Annotated in this window: 13 protein-coding genes, 1 rRNA gene and 1 pseudogene; 1 reads left to right on the top strand and 14 read right to left on the bottom strand. The window is 41.3% G+C overall.

Features of this window, described 5'->3' with window-relative positions; all coding sequences use genetic code 11:
• Positions 1-160: 160 nt before the first annotated feature.
• The 8 genes and pseudogenes from L650_RS0114540 to L650_RS0114505 all read right to left on the bottom strand — a co-directional run bounded on the left by L650_RS0114540 (position 161) and on the right by L650_RS0114505 (position 10,307).
• Positions 161-1,480, bottom strand: a complete 1,320-nt coding sequence (locus tag L650_RS0114540) for an ABC1 kinase family protein (RefSeq protein ID WP_029773555.1) — start codon at positions 1,478-1,480, stop codon at positions 161-163.
• Positions 1,481-1,595: 115 nt separating this feature from the next.
• Positions 1,596-2,153: a DUF1439 domain-containing protein gene (locus L650_RS0114535; RefSeq protein WP_029773554.1), complete on the bottom strand. Its 558-nt coding sequence runs from the start codon at positions 2,151-2,153 to the stop codon at positions 1,596-1,598.
• A gap of 93 nt (positions 2,154-2,246) precedes the next feature.
• Positions 2,247-4,928: a DUF349 domain-containing protein gene (locus tag L650_RS0114530; protein WP_029773553.1), complete on the bottom strand. Its 2,682-nt coding sequence runs from the start codon at positions 4,926-4,928 to the stop codon at positions 2,247-2,249.
• Complete coding sequence (locus L650_RS0114525; protein ID WP_004587239.1) at positions 4,918-5,199, bottom strand: YeaC family protein; 282 nt, start codon at positions 5,197-5,199, stop codon at positions 4,918-4,920. The genes L650_RS0114530 and L650_RS0114525 overlap by 11 nt, the downstream gene beginning before the upstream one ends.
• A 1-nt stretch (position 5,200) precedes the next feature.
• Positions 5,201-5,527, bottom strand: a complete 327-nt coding sequence (locus tag L650_RS0114520) for a hypothetical protein (protein WP_004587238.1) — start codon at positions 5,525-5,527, stop codon at positions 5,201-5,203.
• A gap of 59 nt (positions 5,528-5,586) precedes the next feature.
• Entirely contained in the window at positions 5,587-7,254 is a 1,668-nt protein-coding gene (locus L650_RS0114515; protein WP_004587237.1) for an alanine/glycine:cation symporter family protein, read from the bottom strand.
• Between the two features lie 158 nt (positions 7,255-7,412).
• Positions 7,413-8,543, bottom strand: a complete 1,131-nt coding sequence (locus L650_RS0114510; RefSeq protein WP_029773552.1) for a M14-type cytosolic carboxypeptidase — start codon at positions 8,541-8,543, stop codon at positions 7,413-7,415.
• 317 nt (positions 8,544-8,860) lie between these two features.
• Positions 8,861-10,307, bottom strand: a pseudogene (locus tag L650_RS0114505) (glyceraldehyde-3-phosphate dehydrogenase).
• 174 nt (positions 10,308-10,481) lie between these two features.
• On the opposite strand from L650_RS0114505, the gene L650_RS0114500 reads away from it, so the two are divergent.
• Positions 10,482-11,282 (top strand): DUF2989 domain-containing protein, encoded by an 801-nt coding sequence (locus tag L650_RS0114500; RefSeq protein ID WP_029773551.1) that lies wholly within the window; start codon positions 10,482-10,484, stop codon positions 11,280-11,282.
• Between the two features lie 89 nt (positions 11,283-11,371).
• On the opposite strand, the gene ihfA is transcribed toward L650_RS0114500, so the two are convergent.
• The 6 genes from ihfA to rrf form a co-directional block, all read right to left on the bottom strand.
• Positions 11,372-11,671, bottom strand: a complete 300-nt coding sequence (ihfA, locus tag L650_RS0114495; protein ID WP_002960690.1) for an integration host factor subunit alpha — start codon at positions 11,669-11,671, stop codon at positions 11,372-11,374.
• Positions 11,672-11,673: 2 nt separating this feature from the next.
• The gene (gene pheT / locus L650_RS0114490) at positions 11,674-14,061 is read right to left on the bottom strand and encodes a phenylalanine--tRNA ligase subunit beta (RefSeq protein ID WP_029773550.1); all 2,388 of its coding nucleotides are present in this window, start codon (positions 14,059-14,061) and stop codon (positions 11,674-11,676) included.
• Between the two features lie 15 nt (positions 14,062-14,076).
• Positions 14,077-15,057, bottom strand: a complete 981-nt coding sequence (gene pheS / locus L650_RS0114485; RefSeq protein ID WP_004587232.1) for a phenylalanine--tRNA ligase subunit alpha — start codon at positions 15,055-15,057, stop codon at positions 14,077-14,079.
• Between the two features lie 82 nt (positions 15,058-15,139).
• On the bottom strand, positions 15,140-15,850 hold the full coding sequence (gene hda / locus L650_RS0114480; RefSeq protein WP_004587231.1) for a DnaA regulatory inactivator Hda: 711 nt from the start codon (positions 15,848-15,850) through the stop codon (positions 15,140-15,142).
• Positions 15,850-16,905: a DUF2066 domain-containing protein gene (locus L650_RS0114475; RefSeq protein ID WP_029773548.1), complete on the bottom strand. Its 1,056-nt coding sequence runs from the start codon at positions 16,903-16,905 to the stop codon at positions 15,850-15,852. Before L650_RS0114475 ends, hda begins: the two co-directional genes overlap by 1 nt.
• A gap of 510 nt (positions 16,906-17,415) precedes the next feature.
• Positions 17,416-17,530 (bottom strand): 5S ribosomal RNA (rrf, locus tag L650_RS0114470).

Below are 17,530 nucleotides of genomic sequence, written 5' to 3'. Positions count from 1 at the left end.
CTGGGTTTACAAACACCGCATTGCCCGATAAATCAAAGCCGTAAATGCCCTCTCCTACCGCATTAAGTAAAAGTTTGGGGTCATTTAAAAATTGTTTTATCATTGCATCATCCTCGCGAAATATCACGATTATTATGCCATAAAGTGACGCGCTAAACAGTTAAATAAAGTGGCCTTTAATATAAGGCTTAAATAAAGCGTTAATATCTATTTTTGCATTTAACTTTGCCGCAATTAAATAAAGCCCAGCTAGCTTACGATGAATAAACAACGCATCAACGGGCGGTGTATGCCATTGCTGCGACTGTGCGCTTAGCTCTAGCCCTGCATTTTTAATATTAGTTGCTAAGGGGCTGTTTTTAAAGTCAAACTCGCCAGTGGTTCTTAGCGGCTCACACGCCATTAAAAACAAATCAATAACATGGCTTTTGTAAGAATCTAGTAGGGTATCTTTAAAATAACCTATTTCGCGCGCTGCGCTTAACACGCCCGCCCTATTGTTTTCAGTGCCTGCAATAAATAGTGACAGGTAAGCCTTGCTCAACTTACTCGAGATCTCTCGGGTTGCCCCAAAGTCAAATAACACAATTTGCTTACTCTGAGTCTGATAATGAAAATTAGCAAAGTTAGGATCGGTTTGAATTAGCTTAAACTCAAACATTTCTTTAAAAAATAAATCTATGAGCCTAGCTGCAATGTTATTTTGCTCACCTTGAGGTAAATTGCTAAGCGCTTCTATAGGCGTTGCTTGTACATACTCCATTGCAAAAATGCGTTTAGTGTTGTGAACGCCATATACTTTAGGCACTTTAAAATTAACGTGCTGGCTTAGCAACTCACCGTATCTGTTAAGGTAATGTGCCTCGCGTTCATAATCAGCCTCGGCAAGTAGCTGCGCTTTAGCCTCATTTATGAGTGGCTGTATATCAAGCTCTTTAGGGATTAACCGCGCAATGTTTAATAGTGCAATAACATTGTCTACATCGCTATGTACACTTTGCGCTATACCTGGGTATTGAATTTTTACCGCCAGCTTTTCACCATTTTCTTGATAAGCTAAGTGCACTTGGCCAATAGACGCCGCTGCAAATGGCCTAAGTTCAATATGCGAAAAACGATTAAGCCAGTCTTCACCCCATTCACTTTTAAGTACCTTAACTAATTGATTGTGCGGCATCGGGTTTGCATCAGCGCGAAGCAATGCGAGTAATTGAGTAAGTTCAGGACTTAATAGCTCGCCAGCATCCATAGACAATAATTGCCCTAGTTTCATGGCAGCACCACGAAGGTGTGCTAGCTGAACAGCTAGTTTTTCTATGTTTTTAGGTTGTAAGAGTAAAGCTTTATTATTCCAACCATTACCCGTGAGCGCACTTTTAGTGCCATCTATAAGCATGTTGGTTGCAACACCACCGGCTAAGGAGCCAAGCTTTGCAAATCGAGAGAGTCTTGAGGTAGGTATGCTGCGCGAAGCTGCCATTGTAAAAACCTAATTAGCCTGAGAAACAGGCTAATTAATACGTATATTTTACTGGGCTCGATCTAATTAACCAAACGTTTTGGTAATAAAACTATCGCAAGCAGTGTGCTGTACATTAAAGGCGCGGTACTAATTTAATTGCCCCTTCAACCACTTTCATATCAAGGGGTAATTTGCTTAGCAGCATCATTTTAGGGTCATCCATATTTAACGTATAAACAGGGTTGAGGGCTAAAAAAGCATTAATTACTTCCATCGCTTCATTATCAAGCGCCGCTAAATTACCTTTAAAGCCACCTGCATCCACACTCGAATCTAGTAGTTTAACATTGCGTAAAAACACGGCTTTTTTTTCACTGTCGTAAAACGGGCTACCTTCAATTTGCAGCTTTAAGCGTACTGGGTATTTCAGTGCAAATGCATTTATTTCTGCACTTGAGTCTGCACCAAGTACTACTACATCACGGTTATCTGGACCAATATTTACACTTAAATCGTTTACATCAAACTGCACTGGCAGCCCCATTAAGCTCACCTTTTCGCTTAACTTAGGCAACTGTTTACCTAGCACACTTTCTACTTCTGAGCTGGTAAATGAGTAAACAGACACGCCTTGTGTAGAATTACATGCGCTTAAAAGTAGTGTGGTTAAAAACAGTAATAAAATTCTCATGCTAACCTTTATCCTCGTTGTAATTATAAAAAAGCCGCTTAAACAGCGGCTTTTATTATGCAATACCTGTAGTTCATACAAGTTAATTACATATTATGCTGTAAAAATAGTTTTAATTTTAGCTAGTGTGTCAGGCTCAACTGAACCCTTACTGAGCGCTAATAGCTGCTTTAAATAATAGTTTAAATCAGCATGCTCACCACGGTGTTTATCATCAAGCATGGCGACTTGCTCTGCCATTCTAAGAGCTGCATTTTGCGAGCTTACATTGGCAAGAATTTCCATTCTTGTAATAAGTTGTTCACTACTAAGCGACGTCGCTAACGGTGCTTGAAATTGGCTTGGCACTACATCGTTGTTTTCAAGTGCAGTGATCAGCGCTTCAAATTGCGCATGCTGCGCTTGGCTTGTAAGTAAAGCTAGCTTTTCGTCAATAGCACTTAATAATGCTGCCACTTTTGACGCAAGCGATTTATATTGCGCGTAGCCTTTCACTTTGGTTTCTAGGTCATGCAATTGGGCTTTTTGATTTACTTGTTCAAGGGCACTTTCTAGCTCAGCCAGTTCTATTGCAGCTTGTTTATCTGTTTCGTTTTGAGCCAGCTTTTGCTGCTCAAACTCACTGCTACGTTTGCTAAAGGTTTCATCGTTATACTGGCGAAACTTTTGCCACAGCGCATTTTCGGCTTTTAAACCTGCAAAACCTATACTTTGCCATTGCTGTTGTAATTGCTTTAACTCTTGGCATGCTGCAGCTAAATCTTCACTTTGCGAAAGCGCTGAGGCGCGCTCCACTAAGGCATTTTTTTGTGCTGCGTTACCTTTATGGTATGCATTTAATATAGCAAGTACGCTCTGCTGCTGTGTTTTAAAGCTTTCGTTTAATACGCGGTATGTTTTAGGGTCAACTTTACCTACGCTACGCCACGCTTTATTTAAACGGTTGTATTGGCTTTCAAACTGCTTCCAATCAAAGCTTTCAATAGCGGTGTCTTGCTCGCTTAGTGCTTGCATATCGTTTATCAGTACTTCACGCTGGGCTTTTGCAGCTTCGCGCGCCACTTCTTGCTCGGCAAAGTAACTACGACACGGTGCAAACAACAGCTCTATGTTGCTATCAAACTGCTCACCTTGTTGTTTTTCTTGCTCTGTATCTAAACGGCCAAGCTCGTTCCAACGCTTACGAAACGCTTTAACTTGCTCAGCACGCTGTTGTGGGTCGTCACACGGTTGGTCGACTAACCCGGCCACTTCTTCAAGTAAGGCTTCGCGTTTTGGCGCGGCTGCGTACTTTTGCCAATCTTTTGCTTCTGCAAGTTGTGCTTCTAAATCGGCTTTTAAGTTTACTAGTGGCTGCTGAAATTGCGGTGTTAACTTATCAAACAACTCTTCAAAGCCTTTAAATACACCAAAAGCAACATTAAAGCGGCCTTGCTCAATAAGGCGTTTTACATCGCGTGCTTTACGTTTGGCTGTGCTTTGGTTTTTTTCAAGCGGTTTTGTCAGCTCACTCATTTGCGCTAAAAACTGCTTTTTATGCGTATTTAATTGCGATTTAAAGTTTTGCTGCAATGCCCCATCAACCACATTTAAATGGCTACGAGTTTGTTTAAATGCGTTATTAAAACGAGTTAAAACATCATCGTAATCAGCTAGCTGCTCCGCAGGCTCAATTTCTTTAAGCTGTTCAAAAGCAATTTTATACTGTGCAATTGCGCTACTAAGCTCTGGTAGTTTAGCCACCTGATTGAATAGTTTTTCTAGCTTTGTAATAACTTGCTTAGTTTGTGCGTTATCGCCGTGTTGGGCATCGGTTAACGTTTGCTTAGCTTGCGCTACTTTAGCCTCTAACCAATCTTGCTGAATTTGCTCTGGGGTTTCTAAGCCTAATTGCAACGCGTTTTCTATTTCTTCGCTCAATGCCTCAAGTGTTGCCAGAGCTAATAATTGACGTTGTTGCTCGGCTAAACGCTGCTGTTGTTGCTCGTGCTGCGCTTTTAAAGTAGCAATATGCGCATCGAGTTTATCGGTAATGCTGATGTATTTTTTATCTAGCTCTTTAACGTGCTCTTTGCTTAACCATTTAAGTTCAAGTGCTTGCCACTGCGCCATTAACTCGCCGGCTTGTGGGTTTACTATGGCGTAATCGTTTTTATCTCGCAAGGCGTTTAGCTTAGCTAAAATAACGCGTGTTGCGCTCTCTACCTGAGCGGGCATTTCAATCGCTAAGCGTTCGTTTTCAACGTGTTGCTCAAGCTGCTGCTTAGCATCGCCTTTAGCATGCTTTACTAATGGTTTAATAAGTTGATGCGTTATAACGAGCTCTACAAGTTGGCTTTGAAGCTCTTCGCTGCCCTCTTTAAACGCTTTTTCAATTAATTTAGGATTTGCTAAGCGCTTTAAAAGTTTAACGCGTACTTGCAGTTCTTTCTCTGCAAAGGCGAGTTTTTCTAGTGTTTTAACCGGTGCAAAACGGTCTATATACTCACTTTTAATTTGCGTGCTCAGTGCGCTTTCGTTGTTTAACACTGCGTTTGAAATTTGTATTTCGGCTACATCTTTTAGCGCGTGATCTTGTTTATAGGCTTTCCACCACAGTGGTAAGTTATTTACTTTTTGTAATGCTTTGCGGCGTATTTCGGCTGAGTTATCTTCCAGCGCTAATGTGCTTAAAATTGATGCGTCGCGCTCTACATCAAGTTTTTCAATTGCGTCTAGACGAACTTGCTGCTTTGGGTGTTTCCACTTAGGTGTAAAAAGGTGTTTAAAGATCATGTTCACTAAACCTAGCTATTTCGTTTTCTGATTTAAATTCTTTTTGTAGTTGTGCTTTTGTCTTTTGGATCATTTCGCCATTAGCGCCAATGGTAAATTGCTCGTTTGATTGCGCTATTTTAGCTTGGTAAAGCATAACAAGTTGCACCGTTTGTTGCTTTTGCTCATCAGAGAGCGGCGTGCCATCGGGCCATTTGCCGGTTGAAGCACCGTACTGTAAACGCTCAAATAATTCTGGGGTTATATTTTGTACAAGGTTGTCAATATTCATGTCATCTTTTCTTTTTTAGAGTCACTAAAATAACGCGGTTTACTAAGTACCAAATACAGCCAACACCAATCGCTACTGTATACGCGTACCATTGCAGGGTTTCTTTTGCGGGTTGTAAAAAGTATAAGCAAAAAAAGCCACCTAAAAATAGTATGAGCGCCAAGAAAGAATGGTTCATAAACATTTGCTGTTTTTTAATTCGCTGTTCGCGCTGAAGCTGTTGTACCTGCTCAGAGTTAAGCGCGCCAATGTTACTATTGCAATGCGGACACTGCTGATGTTTATCTGAAATTGATTTTGCACATTTGGGGCAATGAATAATCGCCATACTACTCTCCATACTACGCATAAAAAAAGCGCCTTGCGGCGCCTTTTATTGTACTTGTTTTATTGCTCGTTGTCTTTTTTGAATTTAACCCAGTAGTCATCTACGGATTGTTTCATTTCTTTGCGCAATAACATAATGCCAAATAAGTTAGGCAAGGTCATAACGACAATTGCAACGGCTGCTAATTTCCATACTAAAGTGGTATCGGCAAACGAAGCCCAAAAGAACGCAGCAACATAAAATACGCGATACGGCATAACTGAGCGATTACCAAGTAAGTAAATCATGGCACGGTCACCATAGTACGACCACGCTATGGCAGTAGAAAATGCGAATAACAATAAGCCTATCGATACTATGTATTGACCGCTATCGCCAAAAAAGCCTCGGGTAAACGCTTTGGTTGTCAGCTCTGCTGAGTGCACTAACGATTTACCAATTAAACTAATGCTGTCGTCGGTTGGCATACCGTTTTTAACTTCAACAATCCCTGTGTACTTATGTTTGTCGGTAATACCAAAACGTATGTCTTCACCAATTGAGCGTGAATGTAATACGGTAAAGCCATTACTTGTTGGCTCGCCATTAACTACATCAATGTTGCCGTTGAATAGCTCTACCTTGCTATCATTACCGTTTAGGTAATTGTATAGCTCTTGGCGCTGCGCTTCGTTGGTTTCTGAGTAGTCACCTTTAATAATGCTCATTGACGATCGTTCAAAATGTGTTTCGAATTTTTCATTCCACACACCCGACGATAAAATAACTAAGCCTGTTAATGTACAAATAATAATGGTATCGATAAACGGCTCTAAAATTGAAACCATTCCTTCAGACACAGGTTCATCAGCTTTTGCCGATGCGTGGGCAATGGGTGCAGAACCTTGACCGGCCTCATTTGAGAACAAGCCACGGTTTACACCTCTGTTAAATGCATACGCAAAAGAGGCACCTAAAAAGCCACCGGCTGCAGCAGAGCCTGTAAATGCATCAACAAATATTGACGCAAACGAAGGGCCGATGTTTTCAATGTTATAAAAAATAACACCTAACGCACCTATGATATAAATCACGGCCATAATGGGCACAACGCGTGATGTAATAGCAGCAATACGACGAATACCACCTAAAATAACCAACGCAAGTAAAATAGATAACACAGCACCGGTTGCCATAGGTGCAAAGCCAAATGTGGCTTCCATACCCTGCGCTATGTTGTTAATTTGTGGCAAACTGCCCGTACCAAAAGAGCTAATTACAGTGGCAACGGCAAATAAAATAGCAAGCCACTTCATGTTTAGGCGTTTATCCATGTAATACATAGGGCCACCGGCCATGGTACCATCTTGGGTTTTTTCGCGGTATTTATGTGAAAGCGTAACTTCTACAAATTTGGTGGTCATACCAAAAAATGCCGTCATCCACATCCAAAATAATGCCGCTGGGCCACCAATAGAAATAGCCAAGGCTACCCCACCAATGTTACCTGTACCTACCGTACCAGAGAGCGCAGTAGCCAGTGCCTGAAAATGAGTTGTGTCACCCTCGGTGCCTTTTTTATCAAATTTACCTGTAACTACCTTACACGCATGTTTGAAATAACGAATTTGTGGGAACTTTAAATAAATAGTAAAAAATAGACCGACTCCTAGCAGCACATAGGGAAACCAAACTGCGCCCCCTAACATGCCATCTAGGCTATCTAAAAGTTGTCCGAATGCATCCACGCTAAATACCTCTTATTATTTTATTTGAGACTGTTGATTGTTTATTACTTACTCAGAGCTAGGTAATACGATAACTAAGCTATTGCGCACTTTTATTATTTGTTAATTTTGTAATAAAAAAGGGCAACATTTTAATGTTGCCCTTACCTTATACTAATTTATCTTAATTTATCAACGACATTTACGATTGCCGCTAAAGTATCTTGACCAAATTGATACGAGCGGCGGTCTGACCNCCAGCCGTAATCTGGGTCTGGTAAGTCGTTATTGTCTTTAAAAGGCATCTCAATTGTGTAAGTAAGTGCTTTAAACTCTTCTGCCGTTGCAGATGAGCCAACTGTTAAATTAGCTTTGCCCGGCTCGTCTTTATCGTAACCGTGCTCATCTTGAAACTCTGGCGTTATAGTAAGCAGCGCTGCTTTAAAGCTATCTTCTAAGTCTTTTAAGCGGTCATCGTAGCTTGGAATACCTTCACTGCCCGCCACAAAGTTATAAGGAATAGCTTCATCACCGTGTATATCTAAATGCATATCGAGGCCAGTTTCGCGCATTTTATTCAGTACTAAATACACTTCTGGGCTATTTTCCATGCTAGGCGTTTGCCATTCACGGTTTAAGTTAACGCCTTTTGCGTTAGTACGAAGGTGACCACGTACGCTGCCATCTGGGTTCATGTTTGGTACTACATAAAATACAGCTTTTGATAAAAGAGCAGCGGCATGCGGGTCTTCATCATCTAGTAGTTTGTGTAATAGCCCTTCTACAAACCATTCTGCCATAGTTTCGCCTGGGTGTTGGCGCGCGGTGATCCAGATTGTTTTTTTATCTTCACTAGGCTGACCAATTTTAAGCACGCTCATATCACGGCCATCAAGTGTTTCACCTAATGTTTGTAATTGGCAAAGCTCTTCGCTTTGCGCCCAGGCTAATAAATCTAAATGACGGTCGTAGCTATATGGCGCAAAGTAAGCAAAATATACACTGGGGCATTCAGGCTCTAGTTCAAAGGTAAGCGTGCCATTTTCGTAATTTGAAGGCACACGGAACCATGTTTGACGGTCGTATGAGGCAACAGCTTGGTAGCCTTCCCATCCATCTGGGTAGGCAGAATTTTCTAAATTATTAATGTTTAACTTATGCAGTTGATAAGGCGTTGTTTCTAGACGAAAGTGAAACCACTGGTAAAATTCAGACTGGTGATCGTTGTTTATCTCTAATTGAATATTTAACGGATCGTTGGCTTCGATAACCTTTATGTTACCACTATCAAAATTGCTGCTGATTTTCATGAAAAAACCTTAAGGTAGAATAAGTTTATCTGCTTTGTTAGGCACGTTGATATTTTGGATTAAATTGACTCTATTTTTGGTCACTAAATTACAAAAAAGAGCGGCCTAAAAGTGCAGAACTGACACTATTTAAAAACCTGTACTGTGGATAATTAAGCTATCTCAAGCAGATTGCAGGTTAAATAGTAAAATGCATTATTGAATGAAATCAAATAAGCATTTCAATAATTAAAGCCTACCACACAGGGTGCACTTTAAAAATATAACGCGACTAAAAAAGCCAGCAAAAAAGCTGGCTTAGTATAATTGCGTTTAAATTAGCGAGGTAAGCTTGGGAAAGCAACTTCAGCCATATCACGCATACAACGAACTACTTGGCAGCTGTAGCCAAATTCATTGTCGTACCATACGTATAAAACAACGCGGTTACCTTCAACAATTGTTGCTTGCGAGTCTACAACACCTGCGTAGCGGCNGGCTACCGACTAAATCGGTAGATACGATTTCGGTTGATGCGGTGTAATCAATTTGGTCGCGCAGCTCTGAATGCAGTGCTGTTTCGCGTAAAAACGCATTTAGCTCTTCAACAGAGGTGCTGCTATTAAGGTTTAAGTTTAATATAGCAAGCGACACATTAGGTGTAGGCACACGAATCGCATTACCTGTTAGCTTACCTTCAAGCTCAGGAAGCGCTTTAGATACCGCTTTAGCTGCGCCTGTTTCGGTAATTACCATATTAAGTGCAGCAGCACGTCCACGACGCTCTGCTTTGTGGTAGTTATCAATAAGGTTTTGATCGTTTGTGTATGAGTGTACGGTTTCTACGTGGCCGTTATTAATACCAAACTTATCGTTTAATGCTTTAAGCGTTGGCGTAATCGCATTGGTAGTACAGCTTGCTGCACACACGATTTTATCTTCAGGCTTAATGTCTTGGTTATTTACACCATAAACAATGTTTTTAATGTTGCCTTTAGCCGGTGCTGTTAATAGTACTTTTGCAGCCCCTTTAGACTCTAAGTGCTGACCAAGGCCTGCTTCGTCTTTCCAAATACCAGTGTTATCAACTACGAGTGCATTTTCGATACCGTAAGCGGTGTAATCAACTTCACTTGGCGAGTTAGCATAAATCACTTGGATGTAGCTGCCATTCGCTTTAATTGCATTACGCTGCGTGTCAATTGTGATTGAACCATTAAATGGACCATGAATTGAATCGCGACGCAGTAAGCTTGCACGTTTCTCAAGGTCGCCTTCTTTACCGCCACGTACAACAATTGCGCGTAAACGTAAGTCGGCATAAGGGCCTGATTTTTCGATTAGTAAACGTGCTAACAAACGCCCTATACGACCAAAGCCATACAATACAACATCCCGCGGCTCTTTGGCTGGTGAGTCTGCAATTTCGGCTAATTCGTCTTTAACAAATTCATCAACTGTGCGGCCATTAGCAGCATCGCTGTACAAATAGCTATAAGCAAGTTTACCAATATCAATACGTGCTGAGTTTAGCTCCATTTTACTAATGGCTTCTAAAAACGGAAAGCTCTCGCGTAAACGTAATTTAGTGCCTTCAAATTGCGCTACAGTTTTGTGTGATTTGATAATATCGATAGTACTGGCATTAACGAGAGGACGGCCATATACAGCGATTTCTATGCCACGGTTACGATAAAGCTTACCAATGATAGGTTGCATGCTTTCAGCGTAATCTTGGCGTTCTTGCCAACTATTTGTATATTCTAATTCGTGAGATGAGGTCATTTTATTTACCTAATTTAATCATTTTGAACGGATAGCCTTTAGAAATGCATTAGATTTTGAGAGTAATGCACTTCAGGCAGGGCTATTCTAAGTTAATCTAAAGTTATTCTCTACTGTTAGCGCACAAATGATTGCGCTAGAATAGTAATGTATATATTCATTTGAGGTTAAGGGATGGTTTTAAGAGCAAGCGCAATACTAACAATGCTAGCGTTAACAGGATGCGAAGAACCACTGACTCTCGCTCAGGTATGTAAAGAAACACCTGGCTTTTGTAGTGATTTAAATAAAGATAGCCATTGTAAAAATGAGCGCTCTGAGGTTATTTTAAAACGCTATATAGAATATAAAAAACCCACAGATGAAAACAAATACCAATTGCTTAAGGGGTTTGAGTCGTATAATCAATGTATTACTTTAGCCGCAAAAATAGAACATATTAAACTAAAGTCTAAAACAACATCGCGTATTGAAGGTCAGCTTACTAGCATTAAAGAGATGACGCGACTTTATCAAGATACAAAAAACACTAACCACCCAGGTTTGCTTTACTATCATTGGTCACGTAACAATGAGCAAAGTGCGCTGACTCGATTACTTGCAATGGAAAATGAGGAAAGCGTAACCAACAGTGCAGAAATGCAGTTTTATCTAGCCTCTTATTACATTAAGTTTGACGATGAAAAAACAATTGATTTGCTATATAAAACGCTTGAGCTAAATAAACAAGGCCAACAGCCAAATCCTGAAGTGTATACCTCGTTAATCAGCTTGTTTTATAAACATGATAAATATAAGCACGCTTACATTTTTTCGAAAGTGGCGCAAAGCGCTGGCATTGAAAATATAGATTTACTACCCATTGAGCACCAACTGATGAGCGACGGTAAAAATTTAGATGCACTCGATGCCCTTGCTCAACAAACGTATGAACAAATACAAAACGGTGAGTTTGTATCGCCGCGAGAATTTTAGGTAAGCAAAACCCCCTGGCAATAAATGTGTTTTAAAACATGATGCCAGATGTTTTTTTAAATAAAAAAGGCAGCTTACGCTGCCCTTTTTTATTTTGCTTTGCTTGTGCCCACTTCTACACGGGTTTTAAGCTTTTGACCTGGTCTAAAGGTCACCACGCGGCGCGCCGAAATAGGAATGTCTTCTCCTGTTTTCGGGTTACGGCCTGGTCTTTCTTTTTTATCACGAAGATCAAAGTTACCAAATCCAGAGAGCTTAACCTGCTCGCCTTTTTCAAGCGCTGAGCGGATTTCTTCAAAAAACGCTTCAACTAAATCTTTGGCATCTTTTTTATTGATCCCGAGCTTTTCAAATAGGTGTTCAGCTATGTCGGCTTTAGTAAGCGCCATATCTAGTCCCTCAACGATGCATTAAACTTTTCGGCCAATGTGGCCACCACGTTATCAACTACCAGATTGATATCTTTCTCTTCGAGTGTTCTATCAACCGCCTGCAGTGTTAGAGCAATCGCCAAACTCTTATAATTTGGCTCAATACCTTTGCCCTTATACACATCGAATAAGTTTAGGTCAACCAATTGATTTCCGCCAACTTTTTCTATTGTGCTTAAAATATCGCCTGAATTAACGCTGTCAGCCACTAAAATCGCGATGTCGCGGCGGTTTGAAGGGAATTTTGAAACCCCTACAGCTTGCGGTAAATTTCTTTTTTCTATTGCAGACATTTCTATTTCAAATACAAAAGTTGCGTTATTGATATTTAACGATTTTTGCACTTGAGGATGAAGAGCACCAAAAAATCCTACCTTTTTACCTTCAACATAAATAACTGCTGATTGGCCTGGGTGTAATCCGTCTGACTGCTCTGCTTTAATTTCAAAACGGCTTGTATCGTTGGTGATTGCTAATAAGGCTTCAACATCACCTTTTAAGTCGTAAAAATCAACGTTGCGTTTTTGCTCAACCCAATGCTCGCCGTGTGCAAGGCCAGTGATCACACCGCCAATGACAGGGACTTGCTGCAGGCCATTTTCTGCGCTGTCGTCGCTGATAAATTTAAGACCATGCTCAAATAAACGAATACGTGGTTGTTGACGGTTTTGATTATACGCAACCGATGCTAAAAGCCCTGGCATTAAGCTTACACGCATAGCCGACATTTCAATTGAAATTGGGTGCGGCAGTATAAGCGGATTACTTTGTGGGTGTATAATAGCTTGTGCTTTAGGGTCTACAAAGCTGTACGTAATTGCTTCTTGGTAGCCACGTGTCACTAACGTATTGCGAAACTTACTTAGCGCAATTGTTGACTCGTCATGTGTAGTCATTTTTAATTTTGCGGTTGGCGCAACATTTGGAATACTGTTGTAACCATAAACACGAGCAACTTCTTCAATTAAGTCTTCTTCAATACGAATATCAAAGCGGTAGCTTGGAATATCAGCGCTCCAGCTGTCGTTTTCAAACTTAACGTCTAACCCTAAACGAGTCAGAATATCAGTCACTTTCTCATCGTCAATATGATGACCAATTACTCGGTCTAAACGCGCACGACGTAGGCGTACTTCTGTCACCTTTGGCAGTTTATCAGCAGCCACAGCTTCTACAACAGGGCCTGCTTCGCCACCAACAATATCAAGTAATAAAGCAGTTGCGCGTTCCATTGCATCGTGTTGCAGGGTAAAATCTACGCCACGCTCATAGCGGTGTGATGCATCGGTATGTAAGCCGTAACTACGGGCTTGACCTGCAATTGCGACTGGGTTAAAAAACGCGCTTTCTAATAAAATATCAGACGTTTTTTCTGTAACACCTGATTGCTCACCGCCAAAAATACCGGCAATTGCAAGTGCTTTATTATGATCGGCTATCACAAGTGTTGATTCGTTCAGTTTTGCAGTATTGCCATCAAGCAATACTAACTCTTCGCCTGCATTGGCGCTGCGAACCTTAATGCCGCCTTCAATTGCATTTAAATCAAATGCATGCATTGGGTGGCCAAGTTCTAGTAATACATAGTTAGTAACATCAACAACAGGGTCAATTGAGCGAATCCCACTACGGCGAAGCTTTTCAACCATCCAAAGCGGTGTTTCTGCATCAAGGCTAATGCCTTTGATTACACGCCCTAAGTAACGCGGACACGCATCAGAATTAACAAGCTCGATAGATACTTCATCGTCAATAGTGCCGCTAACTGCTGGAATTTGTAGCTCGTTTACATCAACGCTGTTTAATACACCTACTTCGCGTGCAAGGCCTTTTATACCCAAGCAATCACCACGGTTTGGCGTTAAATCAACATCAATTATGTTGTCATCAAGGCCTAAGTATTCGCGCAGGTCTGTACCAATTGGCGCATCGCTTGGCAATTCCATGATGCCGTCGCCTTCTTCGCTAATACCTAGCTCAACAAAGGCACACAGCATACCGTGTGATGGCTGACCGCGTAATTTGGCTTTTTTAATTTTAAAGTCGCCCGGTAAAACAGCGCCCACTGTTGCAACAGCGACTTTAATGCCTTGGCGACAGTTTGGCGCACCACACACAATATCAAGTAGCTCATCGCCACCTACATTGATTTTAGTAACGCGAAGTTTATCTGCATCTGGGTGCTGTGCGCACTCAACCACTTCACCAACTACTACGCCGTTAAAATCCGCTGCCGCGCTCTCAACTGCGTCAACCTCAAGGCCAGCCATAGAAAGCTGTTCCGAAAGAGCTTGCGTATCAATAGCAGGATTTACCCACTCTCTTAACCACTTTTCACTAAATTTCATTTTATATTTTCACTCTTAACGGAACTGGTTTAGGAATTTTAAGTCATTTTCAAAAAATGCACGTAAGTCGTTTACGCCATAGCGCAGCATGGTTAAGCGCTCTACGCCCATACCAAAAGCAAAACCGGTGTATTTTTCTGGGTCAATACCTACTGACTTAAGTACGTTAGGGTGAACCATGCCACAACCTAATACTTCAAGCCATTTGCCGTCTTTACCCATAACATCTACTTCAGCTGAAGGCTCTGTAAATGGGAAGAATGAAGGACGGAAACGAATTTCCATGTCTTCTTCAAAAAAGTTACGTAAGAAGTCGTGTAAAATACCCTTAAGCTCTGTGAAGCTTACATCAGTATCAACCATTAAACCTTCTACCTGATGAAACATCGGAGTATGCGTTTGGTCGTAGTCGTTACGATATACTCGACCTGGCGAAATAATTCGCAGTGGCGGTTGCTCTGTTTCCATAGTACGAATTTGCACACCACTTGTTTGGGTACGCAGTACTAACTTAGGATTAAAATAAAAGGTATCGTGATCAGCGCGCGCTGGGTGATGCTCAGGAATATTTAGCGCATCAAAGTTATGAAAATCATCTTCTACTTCTGGGCCTGATTTAACTTCAAAACCTAGCTCGCCAAAAAAGCTTTCTATACGCTCGATTGTGCGTGTTACCGGATGAAGGCCACCCGTAGGCATTACGCGCCCTGGTAAAGTTACATCAATTGTTTCAGCTGCTAGCTTTTCTTCAAGCGCTTTACTTGCTAAAAGCTCACGCTTTTCGTTAATGGCTGCTTGTACATCTTGCTTAGCTTGGTTAATTACTTGGCCTGCTTCTTTGCGTTCTTCAGGAGCAATTTTACCCAGTGTTTTAAGTAAGCTTGTGATTTCGCCTTTTTTACCAAGGTAATTAACCCTGATCTCTTCTAGTTGCGCGATTTCACTGGCACTGGCAACTGCCTCAAGTGCTTGCGCTAAAATATTTTCTAAGTTCATTCGATACCTGATCTTTCACAGAAGGTGATTACAATTTTGTTGACTAATGATAACTGAAAGCAGGGTCTAGATTCTAGACCTACTACAGCTTTAACGTTGATTTTATGAAGGGAATTGTTAATTTTCGTTGTGCGGCCATTGATGCATGATCTAATTTGTCTAATACGTCTAATAAAGCACGCATATCACGACTCAAGCGAGTCAATAAAAAGCGCGCGCATTCATCGCTTAGTTCAAGCCCACGCATATGCGCTCGCTTAACCAGTGCTTGTGCTTTATCATCATCACTCATTGATCGAATTTGAAAGGTAGTTCCCCACTTTAGCCGAGACTCTAAGTCGGGCAAGGTGATATTAAGCATGTCAGGGAGCAAATCGGCCGTAACCACTAACATTTTTCCGGGCTCGTTAAAGCGATTAAAAAAGTTAAAAAGGGCTTTTTCCCATGCGTCATTGCCAGCGACTAAGTGCACATCATCAATACATAATACGTCAAGTGCTTCTAAACCATCTAACACCATAGGGCCAAAGTCGATAACTTCACGCATAGACAACAGCATGTTTGACAAGCCACGCTCTTGGGCTTGTATGCAGGTTGCGTACAATAAGTGGGATTTACCAGAATCGCCTAAGCCACACAAATAAGTGTACTGAAATTTGTTGGCAAGCTTTGAGAAGCTCGCTTTAAGGTGGTTTACCTCTAAAGAGTCTTCCCCACCAAAATAAGAAGCAAATGTTTCATCATCAGGCAAGGTGACTGGTAGTGCCATTTGCATTGGCTCAGCACTTAGCATTACTCACCGACCCACTGATACTCAAGACTGTTTTTGTCTACAACATGGTAAAATGCGCGAGGGTCAACATAATCTCTAAAGGCACTATCAAGCCCAAGGCCTTTTTTAAGATCGCCCACACTGCCGGTGTGGTTAAGCTTAAACTCAACAAATTCTGGGGTTTTGCGCATTATGGTTGCTTGCGTCACTACACTCAAACTTTGTAGACGACGCTTTGCAAGTTCAATATCGACAAAGCTTTGAGTGCCTTTTAAGGTGAGCGTAGCCGCAGCCTGTTCATAATACGCGTTAGGGTCGATAGCGTATTCATTGGCTAATCCCAACGCTAAGCGGTCTATCATCTGGCCTACTATTTGCTGTTTATCACCTTCAAGACGGTTTGAATCGAATAAATCGTCATTAGTAAAACGCCAGTCTAAAATCCAGGTTTCGCTGTCGGGCTCTTGATACATTCTTGCTGTAATGCTTCGCTCTGCACTATAACGGCGCGACGCCTCTTCAACAGGCTCTGAAAAATTACCCCATACTTCAGGAATGGCAACCAAACGTCTGTCTTGTAAATCTAATAGTGGCACTACAACGGGTAAACCACGTCGACCCGCTTTGTCATATATAAGCTGCTCTAACTGAGGATAGCTTTCTTGTGTAACAAGCTCTCTACGCCAGTTATCTTCAATACCTAACCAAATAGCAACTAATGGGCGCTGGACGCCCCAAAGAGGTAAATTTAATTCTTTGATTAATTCATTTATTTTACGCGCTTCAAATTTAACAACTAGATTAAGCTGTCCATTTGCTTTTTCGTCGTATTCAAACTTGAGCATGTAATCTGAAATGTTTTTGGTGCGTCGTTGAGCAAGCTTATTTTGATCAGCAGATTCATCCCCGCTTACCTTTACTAAAACATTGAGTAATGCTTTGCGGCTAGCGGCTAAACGCGTGTCTCGACTTTTATCATCGACTTTTAATATATCTTGATACAGATCAGTTACTTCAACTGCCGACACAGAGAGACAAAATATAAATGATATGGCACTAATTAATAATCTATACACTGGCTATTAGTTCTTGGTTTTAAACTATTTTGATCCTAAATCAAAGCCAGTAACAAAGCAAAATTATATTTGTAATCTAGCTATGTTGAATAAATATTGTTTATCTTAAAGCTTAAATACAGAAACAAACTGCTACTTAGCTATATGTAAAATGGGTTGTGATTGGTGAGGCGAGCCTTATCCGCGGGTTTCGTGATACTCAACCCACGCTACGCAGGTGGTGATATTACGTAAAGACATGTATTTCACTTTTCTGCGGACGTAAAAAAGCCCGGCTCTTTGGAGTCGGGCTTTCTTGTATTTGGAGCCTGGCAATGTCGTAATGCCCACAGCGGTAGAGAGTCACATAGCAAATGCGACATTATCATTGCGTCGGGAGTCGCTACGCTCGCCCGACCTACATGATAGGTTTAAAAGTGAGCATTAATTGCTCAATGGGCCTGGTTATTTACTAAACTCCAGACAGCAAAAAACCCGTTACATCGCTGTAACGGGTTTCTCTTATTTGAAGCCTGGCAATGTCCTACTTTCACATAGCAAATGCTACACTATCATCGGCGCTGTTTCGTTTCACTACTGAGTTCGGCATGGGGTCAGGTGGGTCCAAAACGCTATGGTTACCAAG

Source organism: Pseudoalteromonas sp. TB51 (assembly GCF_000498055.1).
Taxonomy (GTDB): Bacteria; Pseudomonadota; Gammaproteobacteria; order Enterobacterales; family Alteromonadaceae; genus Pseudoalteromonas; species Pseudoalteromonas atlantica.
The sequence above is the reverse complement of the archived record's forward strand: the minus strand, read 5'-3'. Positions and strand labels throughout refer to the sequence as shown.